The sequence below is a fragment of the Roseateles sp. P5_E1 genome, assembly GCF_054049335.1.
Window position 1 is genome coordinate 25,672 of record NZ_JBFUMN010000043.1, and the last position, 18,320, is coordinate 43,991.

An 18,320-nucleotide genomic window follows, 5' to 3' on the forward strand; every position below is an offset into this window, starting at 1 on the left:
GACATCACACCAGGGACAGCGAACGCCCGGCGCGGTCACCAAGCTCGGTAAGAATCCGCCTTTCCCCGTGCCTTGCCGTTTCGGCAGGCGCGGCTTTACCCAATGATTGGCTGAACCAGGTCCAACCCATGTGCGGCATCACCGGTCTGTTCGATACCCGCGGCCAGCGCCTCCCCGAGCGCGAGCGTCTGCACCGGATGAACGAGTCCCAGCATCACCGCGGGCCGGATGAAGGCGACCTGCACATCGAGCCCGGCGTGGGCTTCGGCCACCGGCGCCTGTCGGTCATCGACATCGCGACCGGCCAGCAGCCCATCTTCAACGACGACAAGACGGTGGCCCTGGTCTTCAACGGCGAGGTCTACAACTACCTGGAGTTGATGGACGAGCTGCGCGGCCACGGCTATGTGTTCCGTACCAAGAGCGACTCCGAAGCCATCGTGCGCGCCTGGGAGCACTGGGGCGAGGACTGCGTGCACCACCTGCGCGGCATGTTCGCCTTCATGATCCACGACCGAAAGCGCGACTGCCTCTTCATGGCCCGCGACCGCCTGGGCGTGAAGCCGCTGCACTACGCAATGACCGAGGACGGCTGGCTGCTGTTCGGCTCCGAGCTGAAGAGCCTGATGGCCCACGGCGGCCTGCGCCAGGAGATCGACCCGCGCGCCGTCGAGGCCTATTTCGCGCTGGGCTATGTGCCCGACCCCTGGACCATCTACCGCCACGCGCAGAAGCTCGCCCCCGGCCACCGCCTGCTCGTCAAGCGCGGCCAGCCCATCGGCACGCCGCAGCGCTACTGGGACGTCAAGTTCACGCTCGACGCCAAGATCGGTGAGGAAGAGGCCGCCGAGGAGCTGCGCCGGCGCCTGTCCGAGTCGGTCAAGCTGCGCCTGAAGGCCGAGGTGCCGCTGGGCGCCTTCCTGTCCGGTGGCGTGGACTCCAGCGCCGTCGTCGCGGCCATGGCCCAGCTGGACGACCAACCCGTCAACACCTGCTCCATCGGCTTCGACGATCCCAAGTTCAACGAGACCGCGTTCGCGCAGCAGGTGGCGGACCGCTACCGCACCAACCACCGCGTCGAGGTCGTCAGCAGCGACGACTTCGGCCTCGTCGACCTGCTGGCCCACCTCTACGACGAGCCCTATGCCGACTCGTCGGCCATTCCCACTTACCGCGTCTGTGAGCTGGCGCGCAAGCACGTCACGGTGGCGCTGTCCGGCGACGGCGGCGACGAGAGCCTGGGCGGCTACCGCCGCTACAAGATGCACATGATGGAAGAGCGCATGCGCAGCGCCTTCCCGCTGGCCCTGCGCAAGGGCGTGTTCGGCCCGCTGGCCAAGCTCTACCCGAAAGCCGACTGGGCACCGCGCGTCTTCCGTGCCAAAACCACCTTCCAGGCCATCGCCCGCAACTCGGTCGATGCCTACTTCAACACCATGGGCCTGGTGCGCGACCCGCTGCGCCAGGAGCTGTTCAGCGACGCCTTCAAGCGCGACCTGCAGGGCTGGCATGCCAGCGAGGTCTTCCACCACCACGCCCAGCGCGCCAACACCGACGACCCGCTGGCGCTGATCCAGTACCTGGACATCCACACTTACCTGCCGGGCGACATCAACACCAAGGTCGACCGCGCCAGCATGGCCCACAGCCTGGAAGTGCGCGAGCCGCTGATGGATCACCAACTCGTCGAGTGGGTGGCGACGCTGCCCTCAGACCTGAAGCTGCGCGGTCAGGAGGGCAAGTACATCTTCAAGAAGGCGCTGGAGCCCATGCTGCCGAACGATGTGCTCTACCGGCCCAAGATGGGCTTCGCCGTGCCGCTGGCACGCTGGCTGCGCGGCCCGCTGCGCGAGCAGACCCGCCAGGCCCTGCAGCAGGGCGCGCTGGCCCAGACGGGCTGGTTCAACCCGACCGTCATCGGCCGCCTGCTGGACCAGCATGAGCGCGGCGTGATGGACCACGCCCAGCCGCTGTGGGTGCTGCTGATGTTCGATGCCTTCCTGCGCAATGCAGGCCTGGGCGCCGCAACCGCGCGCGCCGCGGCCTGAACGATTTCAAGAGATAAAGGGACGACATGAAGGTTTCGGTTTTCGGTCTCGGCTACGTCGGCGCGGTCTCCTGCGCCTGCCTGCCCGAACTCGGCCACGAAGTGGTGGGCGTGGACATCAACCCGCTCAAGGTCGAGCTGATCGCTTCCGGGCAGTCGCCGGTCGTCGAGGAAGGCATCGAGGAGCTGATTGGCGCCGCCGTGAAGGCCGGCAAGTTGACGGCCACGCGCGATGTGGCCGCCGCGGTGCGCGACACCGAGATCTCGCTGATCTCGGTGGCCACGCCCTCACTGCCTAACTACATGCCCGACCTGACCGCGCTGGACGCCGTCGTCGGCCAGATCGGCGCCGAGATCGCCAAGAAGGACGGCCAGCACACACTGGTGATCCGCAGCACGGTCGCCCCGGGCACCACGCGCGCCCGCATCGCGCCGCTGCTGGAGAAGGCCGCCGGCCGCAAGATCGGTGATCGGCTGTCGCTGGTCTTCAACCCCGAGTTCCTGCGTGAGGGCTCGTCGGTCTCGGACTTCCACAACCCGCCGCAGACCATCGTCRGCAGCCTGGATGACGCTGGCGTGGAGGTCATGAAGCGCCTGTATGCCGGCGTGCCGGGCAACTTCGTCGCGGCCGACGTGGGCGTGGCCGAGTCGGTCAAATACCTGTGCAACGTCTTCCACGCGCTGAAGATCGTCTTCGCCAACGAAGCCGGCGCCGTGCTGAAGGAAACCGGCCTGGACTCTCGCGACGTGCTGGAGCTGTTCTGCCGCGACACCCAGCTCAACATCTCCAAGGCCTATCTGCGCCCTGGCTTTGCCTTCGGCGGCTCCTGCCTGCCCAAGGAGGTCAAGGGCTTCCTGACCATCGCCCGCGAGCGCGGCGTGAACATCCCCGTGCTCGGCGCGCTGCTGGACAGCAATGACGCCCACATCGGCCGCGCCTATGAGCTGATCGCCGCCAACGGCCGCAAGCCCGTGGCCCTGTTCGGCCTGGCCTTCAAGCCCGGTACCGACGACCTGCGCGACTCGCCGCTGGTGGTGCTGGCCGAGAAGCTGCTGGGCAAGGGCTTCGATCTGACGATCTACGACAAGTTCGTCAAGATCGCGCGCCTGCTGGGCAAGAACAAGGAATACATCGACCGCGAGATTCCCCACCTCGACAAGCTGCTGCAGGAGACGCCCGACGCCGTGCTGGCGCGCGCCGAGATCATCGTCGTCGGCCATGCCGACGCCGAGACCCGCCAGCGCATCATCGCGCTGGGCAAGCGCGCGCGCGTTGTCGACCTGAACGGCTACGCCGACCTGCGCGACGCTGGATTCGCACAGTACGAGGGCATCTGCTGGTGAACCGACTTCGGGTCGCGTTCGTCTCGCCGGTCTTCCTGTTCCCGGCCGATGCCGGCGGCAAGATCCGCACGGGCAACATCCTGCGCGGCTTGAAGGAGAGCGACCGGTTCGATGTCACGCTGCTGTCGCCGGCCACGCCTGAGCAGCAGCGCGAATGGCAGGGCGAACTCGACCGTCTGTGCGAACGCTTCATCGGCTGGCAGCCGAGCGAGGCACGCCCCCGCTGGCAGCGCGCACCTGACCTGCTGTCTTCGCTACCGATCAACGTGGTCAACGACCGCACGCCGGCCGCGGTGGCCGCGGTCGAGCAGGCGCTGGCAGCCGAGCACTTCGACGTGGTCGTCTTCGACTTCGTCCACGCCGCCGTGCTGCGCCCAGAGAAGCTGAAAGGCGCGACGGTCTGCTTCACGCACAACGTCGAGGCCGAGATCTTCGAGCGCCATGCCAAGACAGCGGCGAGCGCGCCGCTGCGCTGGCTGTGGGCCTCGCAGGCGGCCAAGATGCGCCGCTTCGAACGCGAGGCGCTGGCCCGCTTCACGCGGGTGGTGGCTGTGTCCGAGCGCGACGCCAAGATGTTCGAGAAAAACGACGGGCTGAAGACGGCCCGCGCCATCCCCACCGGCGTGGACCTGGACTTCTTCTCCTGGCAGGCACCGGCTAACGGCAGCCCAACCGTCGTCTTCACCGGTTCGATGGACTGGGAAGCCAATGTCGACGGCATCCGCTTCTACATCGAAGAGGTGTGGCCGCGTGTGCGCGCCCAGGTACCGAATGCACAGCTGCGCGTCGTCGGCAAGAATCCGCCGGCGTCGTTGGTGCAGCGCAATGTTCCCGGCGTCAGCTTCACGGGTTTCGTCGACGACGTGCGTGACCATGCCCGTGATGCCCAGGCCTTCGTCATCCCGCTGCGTGTCGGCGGCGGCACCCGCATCAAGGCCTTCGAGGCCATGGCCATGGGCCTGCCGGTGGTGTCCACCAGCATCGGCATCGAGGGCCTGGACGTTGACGACGGCACCCACTTTCTGCGCGCCGACGGCGCCGAGGCGCTGGCCGAGGCGACGCTCAGGCTCATCCATGACGGCGCCCTGCGCCTGCAGCTGTCACAGGCGGCGCGTCGGTTGGTCGAGGCCCAATTCGGTCACCGCGTGGCCGCCGAAGTCTTCGGCCGCATCCTGATCGAAGCCGTGGAGGCCGTCGCGTGAGAAAGCTGAAGGTCCTCACCTTCTCGACGCTGTTCCCGAGCAGTGTTCGGCCCAGCCACGGCATCTTCGTGGAGACGCGGCTGCGCGAGCTGATGAAGAGCGGCGAGGTCGAATCTCGCGTCGTGGCCCCCGTGCCCTGGTTCCCGTCCACCAGCCCTCGCTGGGGCGACTACGCCAGGTTCGCCGCCACGCCGGCGCGTGAGCAGCGCAACGGCCTGGATGTGCTGCACCCGCGCTATCTGTTGCTGCCCAAAGTGGGCATGACGTTGGCGCCGCTGACGCTGGCTTTGGGCGCGCGTGGCGCGGTGCAGAAACTGATCGACGAAGGCTTCGATTTCGACCTCATCGACGCCCATTACTACTATCCCGACGGCGTTGCCGCCGCGCTGCTGTCCAGGTGGTTCAACAAGCCGCTGACCATCACCGCGCGCGGCACCGACCTGAACCTCATTCCCCAGTACGTCCTGCCCAAACGCATGATCGAGTGGGCGGCCGAGCGCGCATCAGGCTCCATCGGCGTCTGCGCCGCCTTGATGGACGTGCTGCGCGGCTGGGGCCATGACCCGGCGAAGCTGAATACCTTGCGCAATGGCGTAGACCTGGAGCGCTTCCGCCCCCTGCCGCAGGCCGACATGCGCGCGGAGCTCGGTGTGTCCGGCGAGCCGCTGCTGCTGTCCGTGGGGCACCTGATCGAACGCAAGGGCCATCACATCGCTATCGAGGCGCTGGCAGAGCTGGCGAAGCAACGGCCCGGAGCCCGTCTCGTCGTCATCGGCGAGGGCGAGGAGAGGGCGGCACTGACGGCGCTGRCAGCGCGTCTGGGCGTCGCCGACAAGGTGCGCCTGACGGGCTCGCTGCCCAACACCGAGCTGCTGAAGTGGTACAGCGCCGCCGACGTGCTGCTGCTGTGTTCCAGCCGCGAGGGCTGGGCCAATGTGCTGCTCGAGTCCATGGCCTGTGGCACGCCGGTCGCCGCCACCGATATCTGGGGCACGCCCGAGGTTGTTGCCGCACCCGAGGCGGGTGGGCTGGTGAGCGAACGCACGGGCAGCGCGTTCGCCGCGGCCATCGGGGCGTTGCTGGCCAAGGGTATAGACCGCGCGGCCACGCGCCGCTATGCCGAAAGCTTCAGCTGGCAGGCCACGACGGACGGTCAGATCGCTTTGTTCAAGTCCATCGCCGGAGTGGCCGCGCATGCGTGATCTGACATTGTTGGTGATCCTGGGCTGGATCTTCTTGCAGGCGTTCAGGCGGCCTTGGATTGGCATCCTCGGCTGGACTTGGCTGAGCATCATGAATCCCCACCAGCTGTCCTGGGCGCTGAAGACAATGCCCTTCGCCGCCGCCATCGGCGGAGCGACGCTGATCGGCCTCTTCATCACGAAGGACAGACGTGACTATTCGTTGAACCGCGAGAACGTCACGCTGATGGTCTTCATGCTGTGGATGTGCATCACCTTGCCGTTCTCGATGATCTTTGATCAGAGCTTCGAGTTGTGGAGCCGGGTCATGAAGATCGATCTGATGATCCTGGTCACCATGGTGTTGCTGCACAGCAAGCGCCACATGATGCTGCTGACCTGGGTGCTGGTCGCCTCCATCGGTTTCTTCGGTGTCAAGGGGGGCGCCTTCACGGTCCTGACCGGCGGCAGCTACAAAGTCTGGGGGCCCGAGAACACCTATATCGAAGGCAACAACGAGATCGCGCTGGCCATCGTCATCGTCATCCCGCTGATGCGCTTCCTGCAGATGCAGATGAAGGCCAAATGGGCCAAGACGACGATGACCATCTGCATGGTGCTGATGGCGATGGCGGCCCTGGGCAGCCATTCGCGCGGCGCTTTGCTGGCCATTGCCGCGATGGCGCTGGTGCTGTGGTGGCGCGGCAAGAACAAGATGGTGGGTGCGGTCACGATGGTCGTCGTCGCGGTGGCCCTGCTGTCGCTGATGCCGGCTGAATGGTGGGAACGCATGAACACCATCAAGACCTACCAGCAGGACGAGTCGGCCATGGGCCGCATCAATGCCTGGGGCATGGCCTGGAATCTGGCGAAATCCAACTTCTTCGGCGGCGGCTTCATGATCTGGACGGGGGTCATCTTTGCCGTCTATGGCCCGGACCCCAACGACGTGCACGCGGCCCACAGCATCTATTTCATGGTGCTGGGCGAACAGGGCTTCGTCGGCCTGTTCATCTTCCTGGCGCTGTTCACCATGGGCTGGTTCACGGCCGGCACCTTGCGCACGAAGGCGCGCGGCAAGCCCGAGACGCAATGGCTGTCGGACCTCGGCGGCATGCTGCAGGTGAGCCTGGCCGGCTATGCCGTGGGCGGCGCCTTCCTGAGCCTGAGCTACTGGGACCTGCCGTACAACGTGCTGGTGCTGGCCGTCGTCGGCCGGCGCTGGCTGGAGCGCAAGGAGTGGCTGCGGGAGAAGGAGGAGCCGGTCATCTACTGGCCCGAGTTCCTGAAGAAGCGCTTCGAGAAGAAGAAAAGCATCCCCCTGCCATGAAGCCTTTGTTCAGCCTGCTGTCCCCGGCCGGCGCGCGTGCGCGCCTGACCGTGTTGATCTTCCACCGCGTGCTGCGCGAGCCCGACCCGCTGTTCCCCGACGAGGTCGACGCGGCCCGCTTCGATGAACTGCTGGGCTGGGCCAAGTCCTGGTTCAACGTGCTGCCGCTGGACACGGCGATCCGGCAGCTGCACGAAGGCAGCCTGCCGGCACGTGCCGCGGCGCTGAGCTTCGACGACGGCTATGCCGACAATCATGACGTCGCGCTGCCGCTGCTGCAGAAGCACGGCCTGCCGTGCAGCTTCTTTGTCGCCACCGGCTTTCTGGATGGCGGCCGCATGTGGAACGACACGCTGATCGAATCGGTGCGGCTCAGCGCCAAGTCCATGCTGGACCTGCGCGGCCTGCAGGACGGTCGCGGCGAGGACCTGGGGCAACTGGCACTGGGCGATACCGCTGGCCGCCGCGCGATGCTGGGCAAGCTCATCGAACGCGTGAAATACCTGCCTCCCGAGCCGCGGCTGGCCTGCGTCAATGCCATCGCGGCGCGCGCCGAGGTCAACCCGCCGGACGACCTGATGATGAGCAGCGAGCAGGTGCGCAGCCTTCGTCGTGCCGGCATGCAGATCGGTGCTCACACGGTCAGCCATCCCATCCTGGCCACGCTCGACGCCAGCCAGGCCGCCGACGAGATCGGCCGCAGCCGCGATGTGCTGCAGCAGCTGCTGGGCGAGAAGGTCGGCCTGTTCGCCTATCCCAACGGCAAGCCGGGGACGGATTACCTGCCCGAGGTGCATCCCGCCCTCGTGCGCGAACTCGGCTTCGATGCGGCCGTGTCCACGCGCTGGGCCGCGGCGCGGCGCGGCGACGACGTGTTCCAGATCCCGCGCTTCACGCCCTGGGATCGCGACCGGCTGAAGTTCGGCCTGCGGCTGGCGCGCAACCTGCTCAGCTGATGCGCCGCGTCCTCTTCATCGCCTATCTGTTCCCGCCGATCACCAACTCCGGCACGCGGCGCAGCCTCGCTTTCGCCAACCATCTGCCCGATCTGGGCTGGGAGCCGCTGGTGCTGAGCCTGGAGCCCGACCCGCGCTCCCACGTCGACTCGGAGCTGCTGAGTGAGGTCAGGCCTGGCACGCGGGTCGAGCGCGTGCCGCTGCAGAGCCGCGTGCTGGCCCGCCGCTGGGCCGGCTGGCTGCCCGGGCGCCTGCGTGAGCGCGCCGTCGCGGCGCTGGCCTGGCGGCTGCGTGCGCGGTCCGAAGTGCCCGACCAGGCCGCGGGCTGGCTCAAGCCCGCCGTCGAGCGGGCCCTGTCCCTGCGCGACAGCGTGGGTTTTGACGCCATCTACGCCAGCGGCTGGCCCTGGACCGGTTTCCTCATCGCCCGCGAGGTGTCGCGCCGCACCGGCAAACCCTATGTGCTCGACTATCGCGACCAGTGGACGCCCAGCGGCGACATGGCCTGGGAGCAGGTGTCGGCCGAGCAGGCTCGCGAGAACCCGGCGCTGGAGCGGCTGGCGGCGCGCGATGCGGCGGCCGTCGTCACCGTGACCCACGCACTGGTGGACAGCATCGGCCGCGACTGCGGCCGCGGCGACCTGCACCTGATCACCAACGGCTTCGAGCCGGCCGACTTCGCTGGCGAGGCCTCGCCCGTCGCTGATGGCCTGCTGCGCATCGCCTACACCGGCGTCTGGCGCCCTGGCTACGGTTTGCAGGACCTGTATGCGGCCATCGCCTTGCTTCAGGCCCAAGGCTGCCCGGAGCTTTCGCGGCTGCGCGTGCAGGCCGCTGGCTTCAAACCAGGCCCGGCGGCTGAGGCTGGAGTCACCGCATGGGTGACGGAGCTGGGCCCCGTGCCGCACGGCCAGGCCGTCACACTGATGAAGCAGGCCGACCTGCTCTATCTGCCGGTGCCGACGGGCTACTACGCCACCGCGTCGCTGCCGGGCAAGCTGTTCGAATACCTGGGCTGCGGCCGCCCCATCCTGGCCGTCGTGCCCGAGGCCAGCGAGGTGGCTCAGGTGCTCAACGGCACCGGCGGCGGCGTGCGCGTCGAGCCGGGTGACGTGGCGGGTCTGGCCCAGACGCTGCAGCGCTGGCTGCGTGGCGAGGCCAGCGTGGACACGCCGCGCGATATCGAGCGCTACAGCCGCGCGGCGACAGCACGGCGTCTGGCCGGCGTGCTGGACGCGGCCGCCGACGGCCGGTGCCTGGAGCCACTGAGATGAGCGGCGTACGCAGTGCGCTGCTGTTCTCCTTCGCGGAGCGGTATGCGCTGATCGTCATCAACCTGGCGAGCAACCTGATCATTGCCCGGCTGCTGACGCCGGACCAGATTGGCGTCTACTCGGTGACGCTGGCTGTCATGAGCATCGCCCAGGTGCTGCGCGACTTTGGCGTCGCCAGCTACCTGATCCAGGAGAAGGACCTCACCGACGATCACATCCGCACGGCCCTGGGGGTCACGCTGATCATCGGCATCGGTCTGGGCTTCATCGTCTTTGCCGTGGCGCCCTGGGTGGCCGACTTCTACCGCGAGCCGCGCATGCGCGACCTGCTGTGGCTGGCCTCCATGAACTTTCTGCTGCTGCCGTTCTCGACGATCTCGCTGGCGCTGCTGCGCCGCCGCCTCGCCTTCAAGGCCCTGGCCGTCGCGAACCTGGTTGCGACGCTGGCCGGTGCCATCACCAGCGTCAGCCTGTCCTGGGCCGGCTGGGGGCCCATCGGCCTCGTGGCCGGCACGCTGGTCGTCAGTGCGACCACGGGCTTCGCCGCCTGGTGGGCCCAGGGCGAGCGGCGGTTGCTGCGGCCGGGGCTGTCGCAATGGCGCAGCCTGTTCAAGTTCGGCGCCCAGAGCTCGGTCGTGGGCGTCGTCACGTCGGTGTCCATGGACATCAACGACCTGGCCGTGGGCAAGCTGATGGGCTTCACGCCCGTCGCGCTGCTGAGCCGCGCCCAGGGCCTGATGAACCTCTTCCATCGCGACCTGATGGGCGCCGTGCGCAACGTGGCCTATCCCGCCTTCGCAAAGGCCGTGCGCGAGCAGCAGGCCATGGAGCCGCTCTACATCGCCAGCGTCACCTATGTCTGCGTGGTGGCCTGGCCCTTCTACGGCTTCGTCGCCCTCTACGGGCTGGAGACCTTGCGGCTGCTGTTCGGCCCGCAGTGGGACGCGGCGGCGCCGCTGGTGCCCATCTTCTGCCTGGCCGGCGCGCTGGCCGCGGCGATCAGCCTGATCGGCAACCTGATGGTGGCCATGGGCCGCATGGACCTGCTGACCCGCATGGAGGTGGTCTTCCAGCCGGCGCGCGCGGCGCTCATCGTCGCGGCGGCGGCGTATTGGCGCGAGCCCTGGGCCTGCGCCGCCGGGCTGGCGCTGGCCATGCTGCTGCAGCTGCCGCTGGTCTATGTCGTGAAGGGCAAGTTCCTGCCCAACGACTGGCGCGTGCTGCGTGGCCAGCTCGTGCGCAGCATGGCCGTGGCGCTGATCGCGCTGGCGCCGCCCGCGCTGCTGCTGGTGCTTCACCCGCGCGAGCCTGGCCAGACCATGCCTATCCTCTGGTTCGTGCTGGCCATCCTCAGCTGCTGCGTTTCGTGGCTGCTGGCGCTGGGCTGGTGCCGCCACCCGCTGGCCGCCGATCCGGCCTTTGCAAGACTGACGCGGTTCTGGCGGCGAGCTGCCGACAATGCCGCCTAGACCGACAAGACAGACCGAACCCTCACAGGTGAACCCTATGCAACAGTCCCGCCCTCCCGTCATCGGCCGCCTGGTCCGTTTCGCGCTGATCGGCTGCGGCCGCATCGCCCAGAACCATATGGAGGCGATCAAGAAGCACGCCGAGCGCGCCGAGCTCGTGGCGGTGTGCGACACCGACCCCGCGGCCTTGGCGGCCGCCGTCGCCAAGACGGGGGGCCGCGGCTTTGCGTCGTTGACCGAGCTGCTGGCTGCCAAGGCCGAACTCGGCATCGACTGCGTCGTGCTGACCACGCCCAGCGGCCTGCATCCCCGCCAGGCCATCGAGGTGGCCCGCGCCGGCATCGACGTGATGACGGAGAAGCCCATGGCCACGCGCTGGCAGGACGGCCTGGCCATGGTCAAGGCCTGCGACGACGCCGGCGTGCGCCTCTTCGTCGTCAAACAGAACCGCCGCAACCCCACGCTGCAACTGCTCAAGCGCGCGATGAGCGAGGGCCGCTTCGGGCGGCTCTACAACGTCGCCGTCAACGTCTTCTGGACCCGCCCCCAGGCCTATTACGACAGCGCCGAGTGGCGCGGCACGTGGGAGTTCGACGGCGGCGCGTTCATGAACCAGGCCAGCCATTACATCGACCTGCTCGACTGGGTCTGCGGCCCCGTGGAGAGTGTCATGGCCTACACCGGCACGCTGGCCCGCAACATCGAGGTCGAGGACAGCGGCGCGGCTGCGCTGAAGTGGCGCAGTGGCGCCATGGGCACCGTCAACGTCAGCATGCTGACCTATCCCAAGAACCTCGAAGGCTCCATCACCCTGCTGGGCGAGAAGGGCTCGGTGCGCGTCGGCGGCTTGGCGGTCAACGAGATCCAGCATTGGGAATTCGATGCCCCCCATGAGATGGACGCGCTGATCAAGGACGCGAGCTACCAGACCACCTCGGTCTACGGCTTCGGCCACCCGCTCTACTACGACAACGTCATCCAGACGCTGCGCGGCGAGGCCCACCCCGAGACCGACGGTCGCGAAGGCCTGAAGTCGCTGGAGCTGCTGATCGCGCTGTACATGAGCTCCCGCGACGGCAAGCGCATCAACCTGCCGCTGGCCTACTGAAATGGCCACCACCATCCACCCAAGCGCCATCGTCGACGAAGGCGCCCAGCTGGGCGCCGATTGCCGCGTCTGGCACTTCGTGCACATCAGCGCCGGCGCCCGCATCGGAGCCAAGTGCTCCTTCGGCCAGAACGTCTATGTCGGCAACGACGTGGCCATCGGCGACAACGTCAAGATCCAGAACAACGTCTCCGTCTACGACGCCGTGACGCTGGAGGACGACGTCTTCTGCGGCCCCAGCATGGTGTTCACCAACGTCTACAACCCGCGCTCGGCAGTCACGCGCAAGGACGAATACCGCCGCACCCTCGTGAAGCAGGGTGCGACGCTGGGCGCCAACAGCACGATCGTCTGCGGCACCACCATCGGCCGCTTCGCCTTCATCGGCGCCGGCGCCGTCATCAACCGTGACGTGCCCGATTTCGCGTTGATGGTGGGCGTGCCCGCCAAGCAGATCGGCTGGATGAGCCGCTTCGGCGAGCGCCTGGAATTGCCCGTCGCGAGCGAACAGCCCGTCGACGCCACCTGCCCCCACACCGGCGACCGTTACCGTCTGAGCGGCAACCGCCTGGAGATCATCTGATGGACTTCATCGACCTCAAGAGCCAGTACGCGGCCCTGCGCGACAACATCAACGCCCGCATCCAGAAGGTGCTGGACCACGGCCAGTACATCCTGGGCCCCGAGGTCAAGGAGATGGAGCAGGCCCTCGTCACCTACACCGGCGCCAAGCACTGCATTAGCGTCGCCAGCGGCACCGAGGCGCTGCTGATCTGCCTGATGGCCCTGGACCTGCAGCCCGGCGATGAAGTCATCACCAGCCCCTTCACCTTCGCGGCCACGGCCGAGATGATCGTGCTGGCCGGCGGCGTGCCGGTCTTCGTCGACATCGAGCCCGGTACGGCCAATATCGACGCCAAGCTCATCGAAGCCGCGATCACGTCGAAGACCAAGGCCATCATGCCGGTCAGCCTGTACGGCCAGGTGGCCGACATGGACGAGATCAACGCCATTGCCGGCAAGCATGGCCTGGCCGTCATCGAGGACGCCGCGCAGAGTTTCGGCGCGTCGTACAACGGCAAGAAGAGCTGCAACACCTCCACCTTCGGCTGCACCAGCTTCTTCCCGAGCAAGCCGCTGGGCTGCTATGGCGACGGTGGTGCCATCTTCACCAACGACGACGCGCTGGCCCAGGCCTGCCGCGAGATCCGCATCCATGGCCAGAGCCAGCGCTATCTGCACACTCGCGTCGGCGTGGGTGGCCGCATGGACACGCTGCAATGCGCCGTCGTGCTGGGCAAGCTGGATCGCTTCGAGTGGGAGGTCCGCCGCCGGCTCGAGCTCGGCGAGGCCTACCGCGCCAAGCTGCAGGCGGCCATCCCGAGCCTGCAGCTGCTGGAAGTCCGGCCCGACCGCGACTGCGTCTGGGCGCAATACACCGTCTTCGTGGACGACCGCGAGGCCGTGCAGGCCAAGCTCAAGGCCGCCGGCGTGCCGACCGCCGTGCATTACCCGCGCCCGCTGCATCACCAGCCGGCCTATGCCAAATACGGCCAGCCGGACGCCTGCCCGCACAGCATCGCCGCGGCGGCTCGCGTCATGAGCCTGCCCATGAGCGCCGACCTCACCGAGGAGCAGCAAGACCAGGTCGTCGCGGCTTTGGCCGCGGCACTGGCCTGACCATTCGCGGATGAAATTCCGGCCCGACATCGAGGGACTTCGGGCCCTGGCCATCGTGCCCGTCGTGGTCTTCCACGCCTGGCCCGCGGCCATGCCCGGCGGCTTTGTCGGGGTGGACATCTTCTTCGTGATCTCGGGCTATCTGATCACGACGCTGCTGCTGCAGCGCCTGGCCGCTGGCAGCTACAGCATCGCCTCCTTCTATGCGGCGCGCATCCGGCGCATCTTCCCGGCGCTGTTCGCGATGCTGGCCCTGGTCGCGCCGGCCTGCCTGCTGCTGCTGGAGCCGCAGGCGCTGCGCGAGTTTGCGCGACTGCTGGGGGCCACGGGGCTGTTCGTCTCCAACATCGAGCTGTACCGGACGACCGGGTATTTCGAAGGAGCCGCCGAGCTCAAGCCCCTGCTGCACACCTGGTCGCTGGCCGTCGAGGAGCAGTACTACATCGTCTTTCCGCCGCTGCTGGCCCTGTTGTGGCGCTTCGCGCGCCGGCATATCGGCATCGTGCTGCTGGGCGTGGGCCTCGTGTCGCTGGCCTGGTGCCTGCGGTTGATGCCTCATGACGCCGAGCTGGCCTTCTACGCGGCACCAGCGCGCACCTTCGAGCTGATGATCGGCTCGGGCCTGGCCTGGTGGTCCAGCCGCAGTGATTCACCGCCCGCGCGCCCGGCCTGGGTGGACTCGGGGCTGGGCTGGACGGCGCTCGCGGCCCTCGTCGCCTCGCTGTTGCTGATGCGGGCCGATCACGCTTTCCCGGGGCCGATGGCGCTGTGGCCCTGCCTCGCGACGGCGGCGTTGATCTGGGTCGGTGCCACGCAACGGGCGGTCGCGACGCGCTGGCTGTCGGCCGCGCCGCTGCGCTGGATCGGCGCGCATTCGTTTTCGCTCTACCTCTGGCACTGGCCGGTACTGGTGCTGACGCGGCATCTGGTGCTGGACCAGCCCTCGCCGGTGCAGGCCGCGCTGGCCGTGGCCTTGTCCGTCGCGCTGGCCTGGGCCTCGCTGCGCTGGGTGGAGGCACCGGTGCGGCGCTCCAAGGTGGCGCAGCCGGTCATGCTCGTGGCGGGGGCGTCCACCATCGTGGCCAGCCTGGCCGCGGCCTGGGCGCTGACGGCCGTGTCCGACCAGCGTGCCGCCCAGCCGGGCCGCGATGCGGTGCTGCGTGCCGGCGCGAGCGACTTCAGCCTCGACCGCAAGCGCTGCCACTCCAGCGGCAACCGCTGGTTGGACTACGACGCCCGCTGCCTGTTCGGGCCGGCCTCCGCCACGAAGACGCTGGCGGTCTGGGGTGACAGCCATGGCGTCGAGATCGCCCGTGCGTTGGGCGACCAGGCGACGGACCGGCGTGTGGCTCAGCTGACGGGCTCGACCTGCCCGCCGGCGTTGGGCTTCGAGCCCCCCGGCCGGCCACGCTGTGCGGCCGTCAACAGCGCGCTGCTGGAAAGGCTGGTGGCTGACACCAGTGTCGACAGCGTGCTGCTGGTGGCGCGCTACCAGTTCTATCTGGACGGCCCCGGCGCGACGGCCTTCGAGGCGGGCCTGGTGCAAAGCATCCAGCGCCTGCACGCTGCCGGCAAGCAGGTGTTGCTGCTGGACCCGGTGCCCACCTACCACTACCCGGTGCCGGCGGCTCTCGCCATGCGCTGGCGACGCGGAGACGAGCTGGCCGCGCAGGRCCAGATGGCAGCCGACTACCGCATCCGGCAGGCCGCGTCGCTGGCCCTGGTGCAGCGGCTGACCGCTGATGGGCAAGCCGAACGTGTCGGGCTGGACCAGCTGCTGTGCGGCGGCCCGCGTTGTAAGGTGTTGGAGGGGGATGCCAGCCTGTACTTCGACGACAACCACCTCAGCATGACTGGCGCCGCAATAGTCGCCCCCGCCGTGCTGCGGTTGCTGGAGGTCAAGACGACCGCAACTGCGGCTGGGCCTGGTCTTCTCTGATGACGGTGTGCAGGCCAAGGTCAGGCGGCGAGTGTGCCGACGGCGATGCGCAACACGTGCCTGCTGCACCCCCGAGCCGAGGGTTTGGGTTGCGGAATGTCGACGCCAGTGTCCATGTGTGATGTAAAAGTGGTCATTTGATGACGAGGCGAGTCCGCTATGCGCGCTCGCAAGGGAAGAGGGCTCCGTGAACCTCCGCTTCACGTTGAGGTMTTGATGGATTCTTTACACATCTCGATTTCGGTTCCTATGCGCGTCCTTCTCAACCGGCTAGTCGTGGTCTTGCTCGGCGCTTGCATCTGTTCCTTGGGACTTGCGGCGAACGACGCGSGCGCTGCGGAATTTATTGCTACATGGCGTCAGATTTCCACGACCAATGCGCCCCCATGGCGCGAGTGGAGCGCCATGACGTGGGTGGACTCGCTCAATCAGGCGGTTTTTTGGGGAGGGGCCGGCGGCGGAGCCTATCTCAACGATGTTTGGGCTTTTGATCCTCTTGCCAAGTCATGGACGCTGCTCGATCCCAATAACAGCTGCGCGGGCAATACTTCGTTCAATAAACCCAATGGCTCAGACGAAAGCGGCGTGGTATTTGATCCCATCAATAACTATTTCTGGCTTTGGAATGGTGGTAGTGGCTACAGATGTGCCAGCCAGCAGGGTTTTACGCGGTCTGCTGGTGCCGGTACGACGGGCACGAAGTTGGTAGATCCGACGCTGCCAGCCACGACGAATGACTTCTACAAGGATTGGCTCGTGCAAAACGGCGGTAGCCCGACTGCCGTGGTCCTGTCCTATGATGCGGCGCTCAAGACGCTGACGTTGGACCGCGATATCGGGATCGGCGCCGGTGCGGCCTATTCCGTATACGCGGACTTCGGAAGCGGTGCTTGGGCATACTCCCTGAGTACTGGGCAATACATCAGGCTGATGGAGCGTCACTGGGGCTATACCGGATTGGCGCCCACAGAGCGTCATAGCCCAGGGTTCGCTGGAGATGGCGCCAATGCCTATATGTTCGGAAGTGCCAGCAATGATAATTCATTGTATAAACTGAATTTTTCGACCAGAGAATTTACGCTTGCGATCCCTGCTGGCCAAGGGACTTCGCCTGAGCCCCGCGGCCAGATAGAGAACCAGTTTGTCTACGACTCCTTCAGTCGCCAATTCGTGCTGTTTGGAGGGGTATGCTTTGATCGACAGTCGGTGCGGTGCATCAACAATGCCTATTTAAACGACACGTGGCTGTACGACCCTGCAACCAACAGTTGGAGGGAAGTAATCGGAGCCGTTGGCCCGAGCGAACGCAGCTACGCGCAGATGTATTTCGACTCGAAAAATGGAGTTGTCGTTCTGTTTGGTGGCGTTTCGCCTTCCGGTTCGGCATTGGACGATCTGTGGACTTTCGACACGAGAACCCTCTTGTGGACCGAGGTGCACGTGCCGACGACAAACCCGGGGAACGTGTCTCTTGCGCTGACTACGTTTGCACCTTCCACGGGGTGCGGCTACTCGGTGTACGGCCACTCCAGGGGCTCGGCGCTGTTCGGCATCTGGGAGCTTTGCCTTCAGCCGAACACGCCCCCCGTGGCGGTCATTTCCGTGCCCTCGGTTAATTTGCAGGCCGGAATCTTCACTACCTTTTCCGGTTCTGCGAGTACAGATGCTGAAGCCAACATTGCAAGTTATGGGTGGGACTTCGGCGACGGCACGACCGCGGTTGGAGTTTCAGCTAGGAAGGTTTATGCAAACGCTGGAACCTACACCGTCCAGTTGACGGTTACCGACTCCGTGGGTGCGACATCTACTGCTACGCAGCAAGTTGTGGTTTCACAAGGGGCTTACCCGCCGCCAAGCGCGAATTTTGAAATACAGCCAGGTGTTGGAACTGCAGGGGCGGTTGCGCAGTTTTCCGCTGCGTTGAGCAGCGCCCCTGGTGGTTCCATTGCTTCTTATGTTTGGGATTTCGGCGATGGCACGACCGGAGTCGGAGTCAGCGTCGCCAAGACATACCAGTACATCGGCACGTATAAAGTCGCCTTGACGGTGGTGGATAATCATGGATTGAGTTCTGTGAAGACCGCTTTGTTTTCGGTTGGAGCGCCTCCAGGTGTTGCCACGAATGTGGCGTTGGCTGCCAATGGCGGTATTGCATCTGCCTCCAGCGTGTATGACGACCATTACCCGGTTAAATCGATCAATGACGGTGATAGAAAGGGTTTGAATTGGGGCGCCGGAGGGGGGTGGAACGATGCCACGTCGCGTGTCTATCCCGACTGGGTGCAGGTCGACTTCAACGGCATGCAGACGATCAGCGAAATTGACGTATTCACACTGCAGGATGATAAGGAATCGCCGTCGGCGCCTACGCTGGCGATGACCTTCGCAAAATATGGAATCACTCAGTACGACGTCCAGTATTGGGATGGCGGCGGATGGGTGACTGTAGAAGGCGGCAATGTCACCGGAAATGACAAGGTGTGGCGGCAATTTGTATTTGCATCGGTTAGTACGACCAGTATTCGAGTCCTGATAGCAGGTGCGATGAACAACTTCTCGCGCATCGTCGAAGTGGAGGCCTGGACGCCGGGAGGCATGGCCAACCAGGCGCCGGTGGCCAGCATCAGCGGCCCGACGAGTGGGCAGGTGGGCGCGAACCTGAGCTTCTCCGGCGCCGGCAGCACCGATGCGGAAGGCCCGATCGCCAGCTACGCGTGGACGTTCGGGGACGGCACGAGCGCCAGCGGGGTGTCGGCCACGAAGAGCTACAGCGCGGCAGGCAGCTACACG

The 18,320-nt window shown here is 66.4% G+C and carries 13 protein-coding genes; all 13 read left to right on the forward strand.

Annotation, left to right across the window (positions count from 1 at the left end; translation table 11 throughout):
* Positions 1 to 128 precede the first annotated feature (128 nt).
* Positions 129 to 2,048 (forward strand): XrtA/PEP-CTERM system amidotransferase, encoded by a 1,920-nt coding sequence (locus tag ACXJKJ_RS23245; protein WP_457392833.1) that lies wholly within the window; start codon positions 129 to 131, stop codon positions 2,046 to 2,048.
* 26 nt (positions 2,049 to 2,074) lie between these two features.
* A complete protein-coding gene (locus ACXJKJ_RS23250) occupies positions 2,075 to 3,391 on the forward strand; it encodes a nucleotide sugar dehydrogenase (protein ID WP_457392836.1) in 1,317 nt (438 codons plus the stop codon).
* Complete coding sequence (locus tag ACXJKJ_RS23255) at positions 3,388 to 4,593, forward strand: glycosyltransferase family 4 protein (protein WP_457392839.1); 1,206 nt, start codon at positions 3,388 to 3,390, stop codon at positions 4,591 to 4,593. The genes ACXJKJ_RS23250 and ACXJKJ_RS23255 overlap by 4 nt, the downstream gene beginning before the upstream one ends.
* Before the next feature lie 5 nt (positions 4,594 to 4,598).
* On the forward strand, positions 4,599 to 5,795 hold the full coding sequence (locus ACXJKJ_RS23260) for a glycosyltransferase family 4 protein (protein WP_457392856.1): 1,197 nt from the start codon (positions 4,599 to 4,601) through the stop codon (positions 5,793 to 5,795).
* The gene (locus tag ACXJKJ_RS23265; RefSeq protein WP_056195828.1) at positions 5,788 to 7,104 is read left to right on the forward strand and encodes a putative O-glycosylation ligase, exosortase A system-associated; all 1,317 of its coding nucleotides are present in this window, start codon (positions 5,788 to 5,790) and stop codon (positions 7,102 to 7,104) included. Before ACXJKJ_RS23260 ends, ACXJKJ_RS23265 begins: the two co-directional genes overlap by 8 nt.
* Positions 7,101 to 8,060, forward strand: a complete 960-nt coding sequence (locus ACXJKJ_RS23270; protein ID WP_457392841.1) for a polysaccharide deacetylase family protein — start codon at positions 7,101 to 7,103, stop codon at positions 8,058 to 8,060. Before ACXJKJ_RS23265 ends, ACXJKJ_RS23270 begins: the two co-directional genes overlap by 4 nt.
* Positions 8,060 to 9,334, forward strand: a complete 1,275-nt coding sequence (locus ACXJKJ_RS23275) for a glycosyltransferase (protein ID WP_457392843.1) — start codon at positions 8,060 to 8,062, stop codon at positions 9,332 to 9,334. Before ACXJKJ_RS23270 ends, ACXJKJ_RS23275 begins: the two co-directional genes overlap by 1 nt.
* A complete protein-coding gene (locus ACXJKJ_RS23280; RefSeq protein WP_056195836.1) occupies positions 9,331 to 10,803 on the forward strand; it encodes a lipopolysaccharide biosynthesis protein in 1,473 nt (490 codons plus the stop codon). Before ACXJKJ_RS23275 ends, ACXJKJ_RS23280 begins: the two co-directional genes overlap by 4 nt.
* Positions 10,804 to 10,840: 37 nt before the next feature.
* Positions 10,841 to 11,911 (forward strand): Gfo/Idh/MocA family protein, encoded by a 1,071-nt coding sequence (locus tag ACXJKJ_RS23285; RefSeq protein ID WP_056195838.1) that lies wholly within the window; start codon positions 10,841 to 10,843, stop codon positions 11,909 to 11,911.
* 1 nt (position 11,912) lies between these two features.
* Positions 11,913 to 12,494: an acyltransferase gene (locus tag ACXJKJ_RS23290; RefSeq protein WP_056195841.1), complete on the forward strand. Its 582-nt coding sequence runs from the start codon at positions 11,913 to 11,915 to the stop codon at positions 12,492 to 12,494.
* Entirely contained in the window at positions 12,494 to 13,591 is a 1,098-nt protein-coding gene (locus tag ACXJKJ_RS23295; RefSeq protein ID WP_056195844.1) for a DegT/DnrJ/EryC1/StrS family aminotransferase, read from the forward strand. The genes ACXJKJ_RS23290 and ACXJKJ_RS23295 overlap by 1 nt, the downstream gene beginning before the upstream one ends.
* Before the next feature lie 10 nt (positions 13,592 to 13,601).
* Positions 13,602 to 15,530 (forward strand): acyltransferase family protein, encoded by a 1,929-nt coding sequence (locus ACXJKJ_RS23300; protein ID WP_457392847.1) that lies wholly within the window; start codon positions 13,602 to 13,604, stop codon positions 15,528 to 15,530.
* A gap of 216 nt (positions 15,531 to 15,746) precedes the next feature.
* Positions 15,747 to 18,320: PKD domain-containing protein (locus tag ACXJKJ_RS23305; RefSeq protein ID WP_457392850.1), on the forward strand; the 2,574-nt coding region annotated here is incomplete at its 3' end.